Raw genomic sequence first — 3,383 nt, forward strand, 5'->3', positions numbered from 1 at the left:
CTTAACCTTACAACGCCACAGGCGTTTTGGGGATGAGAGACGATTTTCAGCTTTGTTTACCGGATAAAAGAAATCTGCGGAAACGAAAGATGTTGCGCTGAAGCAAGGCGGCAAATGAGACATCAGGAAGGAGCATACAGCGGTATGTGACTGAGTGATGCGAATGCGGCCAACGCAGCAGCAGCGCGGGAGATTCGTTTCCGGCACAAAGAATTTGCCTGGCGGCGAGAGCGCGGTGGTCCCACCTGACCCCATGCCGAACTCAGAAGTGAAACGCCGCAGCGCCGATGGTAGTGTGGGGCCTCCCCATGCGAGAGTAGGGAACTGCCAGGCATCAAACAAGCGACAGAGCCTCAGCGAAAGCTGGGGCTTTTTCGTATCCGCATTTTATGAAAAAATGCCTGGATCGATTATTTTTCCTGCTCCTCTACAGCTTTTGCCCTGTCTTTAACGCTCAATTTTATACAGCTTGTCTTCTGCTGCATAAAACACCAACTCAACGCGCTGATTTTTTATGCATCTCGTTTTATTTTATCTGTGCTTTTTAAAGCACACCGATAATATTTTCTTCCCGCTATGCCTATCAGGTAAACTGGCCACAGTTAACCGGAAATAGGCCGTTTCATGTCCAGCCCTGAATACTCACTGAAAACCCTTCATACCTTCGCTATTGATACAGCTGCGCGCAAAGTGGTAATAGCAGAAAGCCCGGACCAGATCGTCGCCGCCTGGCAAGAATGCCAGCGGCAGAACTTACCCTTTTTGCTGCTTGGCGAAGGCAGCAATGTACTGTTTCTGGAAGCTTTTAGCGGCATTGTGGTAATCAACCGTATCAAAGGCATCGCTGTCAACGAAGATGATGATTCATGGCGCTTACACGTAGGGGCAGGGGAGAACTGGCACCGGCTGGTGACCTTCACATTACAGCAGGGGATCGGCGGCCTGGAAAACCTTGCGTTGATTCCTGGCTGTGTAGGATCGGCACCGATCCAGAACATAGGCGCCTACGGCATAGAGATGAAGGATGTCTGTGAGTGGGTTGATGTGCTGGAGTTAAACAGCGGGAGCGTTAAGCGACTCACAGCGGCGCAGTGCCAGTTCAGCTACCGTGACAGCATTTTTAAGCATCAGTTGCAGCATGGCCACGCCATCATTGCTGTTGGCTTTATACTGCCAAAACGGTGGCGACCTGTAATGAGCTATGGCGATTTAACGCGTCTGGATCCAGCCACCGTAACGCCGCAGCAGATTTTCGATGCGGTGTGTCATATGCGGCGCAGCAAGCTGCCCGATCCCGCCTTAACCGGCAACGCCGGCAGCTTTTTTAAAAATCCCGTTGTTAGTGCGGAGCAGGCAGCTTCGCTTCTGGCAGATTTCCCGCATGCTCCGCATTATCCGCAAAGCAACGGTGAGGTTAAGCTGGCCGCTGGCTGGCTTATCGATCAATGCCAGTTGAAAGGTTATCGGGTCGGCGGCGCTGCCGTGCATCAACAGCAGGCCCTGGTGCTGATTAATATCGAACAAGCCACGGCAGCGGATGTAGTGGCGTTAGCGCATGCTGTCAGGCAACGCGTCGGTGAAAAATTTGATGTCTGGCTGGAGCCGGAAGTGCGATTTATCGGTGCCGAAGGTGAAGAGAATGCCGTTGAGGTAATAGCATGAAAGATAACAGCGTACCGTTAAAGTTAGTTGCTATCCTGGCAGATGGTGAATTCCATTCCGGCGAGCAGATTGGCGAGCAACTTGGCATGAGCCGTGCCGCAATCAATAAGCATATACAGACGCTGAAAGAGTGGGGGCTGGATGTCTTTACCGTGACGGGAAAAGGATACTGCTTACCGGCGCCGATTGAACTGTTGGATGAAGATAAAATAAACACCGCCCTGAAACAGCAGGGTGTAGCTGTCATTCCAGTTATTGATTCGACTAACCAGTATTTACTGGAACGTATGAACACGCTACAGACCGGAGATGCCTGCGTTGCAGAATACCAGCAGGCGGGACGTGGCCGCCGTGGCCGTCAGTGGTTTTCGCCCTTTGGCGCTAATCTTTATCTTTCCATGTACTGGCGCCTCGATCAGGGACCCGCTGCGGCAATGGGACTCAGCCTGGTAATCGGCATTGTGATTGCTGAGGTGCTACAGCAGCTCGGTGCGGAAGATGTAAGAGTCAAATGGCCAAACGATCTCTATCTGAACGATCGTAAGTTAGCGGGTATTCTGGTTGAAATGACGGGCAAAACAGGTGATGCGGCACAGATTGTTTTCGGTGCGGGCATCAACCTGGCGATGCGTTCCCCGGATGCGAACGTAGTAAATCAGGGTTGGATTAATTTGCAGGAAGCAGGAATTGCCATCAACCGTAATGAGCTTGTTAGCGTGCTGGTTAATCAGCTAAGACGCAGCCTGAAAGAGTTTGAGCGTGAAGGCCTCACGCCATTTATTTCACGCTGGCAGCGCCTGGATAACTTTATTAACCGACCAGTTAAGTTACTGATTGGCGAGCGTGAAGTATTAGGCATTGCACGCGGCATCGATCCACAGGGTGGGCTGTTGCTGGAACAGGATGGCGTAACTAAAGCCTGGGTAGGCGGCGAAATATCTTTACGGCCTCAGGACTGATTGCTTTATAAGCAGACACTCTTCTGGCGGCATCTGTGCCGCCAGAAGCACTATTCATCTTCTATTTACGTAATTTAACCTTTTCCACTGCGTGATTTGCGCTCTTGCTCAGAATCAGGCTCGCACGTTCTCGCGTCGGTAAAATATTCTCTTTCAGGTTACGCCAGTTAATTTCCCGCCAGAGCTGAGTGGCGATATTGACCGCTTCCTCTTCGACAAGCTGAGCGTAATGATGAAAATAGGAATCGGGATTGGTAAAAGCGCCCTTACGGAACTTCAGGAAGCGATTGATATACCAATGCTCCAGCAGATCTTCAGGCGCATCGACGTATATAGAAAAGTCGACGAAATCAGACACAAAGACATGGTGCGGATCGTGAGGATAATCCATTCCGCTTTGCAGCACATTCAGCCCTTCGAGAATCAGGATATCCGGCTGCTGAACGACTTTATCGCCGTCCGGGATGACATCATAAATCAGATGTGAATAGACCGGGGCCGTCACTTCTGTTGCGCCTGATTTCAGGTCGGCGACGAAATTGACCAGTCGGTGCATGTCGTAAGATTCCGGAAATCCTTTTTTCTTCATCAGGCCGCGTTCTTTTAACACGGCGTTCGGATGCAGAAAGCCGTCCGTTGTGATCAACTCAACGCGGCGATGTTCCGGCCAGCGACTCAGTAACGCCTGTAACACGCGGGCGGTCGTGCTTTTTCCTACGGCTACGCTTCCAGCGATACTGATAATATAAGGAATCTTTTGGC

The 3,383-nt window shown here is 51.1% G+C and carries 3 protein-coding genes and 1 rRNA gene; 3 read left to right on the top strand and 1 reads right to left on the bottom strand.

The annotated features are described in order from the left end of the window. Positions 1-217 precede the first annotated feature (217 nt). The 3 genes from rrf (at position 218) to birA (ending at position 2,621) form a co-directional block, all read left to right on the top strand. A 5S ribosomal RNA gene (gene rrf / locus MYY08_RS00780) occupies positions 218-333 on the top strand. 291 nt (positions 334-624) lie between these two features. Then, the gene (gene murB, locus MYY08_RS00785; protein ID WP_038629784.1) at positions 625-1,662 is read left to right on the top strand and encodes a UDP-N-acetylmuramate dehydrogenase; all 1,038 of its coding nucleotides are present in this window, start codon (positions 625-627) and stop codon (positions 1,660-1,662) included. Then, positions 1,659-2,621 (top strand): bifunctional biotin--[acetyl-CoA-carboxylase] ligase/biotin operon repressor BirA, encoded by a 963-nt coding sequence (birA, locus tag MYY08_RS00790; protein ID WP_038629785.1) that lies wholly within the window; start codon positions 1,659-1,661, stop codon positions 2,619-2,621. The genes murB and birA overlap by 4 nt, the downstream gene beginning before the upstream one ends. A gap of 61 nt (positions 2,622-2,682) precedes the next feature. Here the strand turns inward: birA and coaA are convergent. Beyond that, a partial coding sequence (gene coaA, locus MYY08_RS00795; RefSeq protein WP_288012537.1) for a type I pantothenate kinase occupies positions 2,683-3,383 on the bottom strand: 701 nt, incomplete at its 5' end.

It is taken from the genome of Mixta sp. (assembly GCF_024610815.1).
GTDB lineage: Bacteria > Pseudomonadota > Gammaproteobacteria > Enterobacterales > Enterobacteriaceae > Mixta > Mixta calida.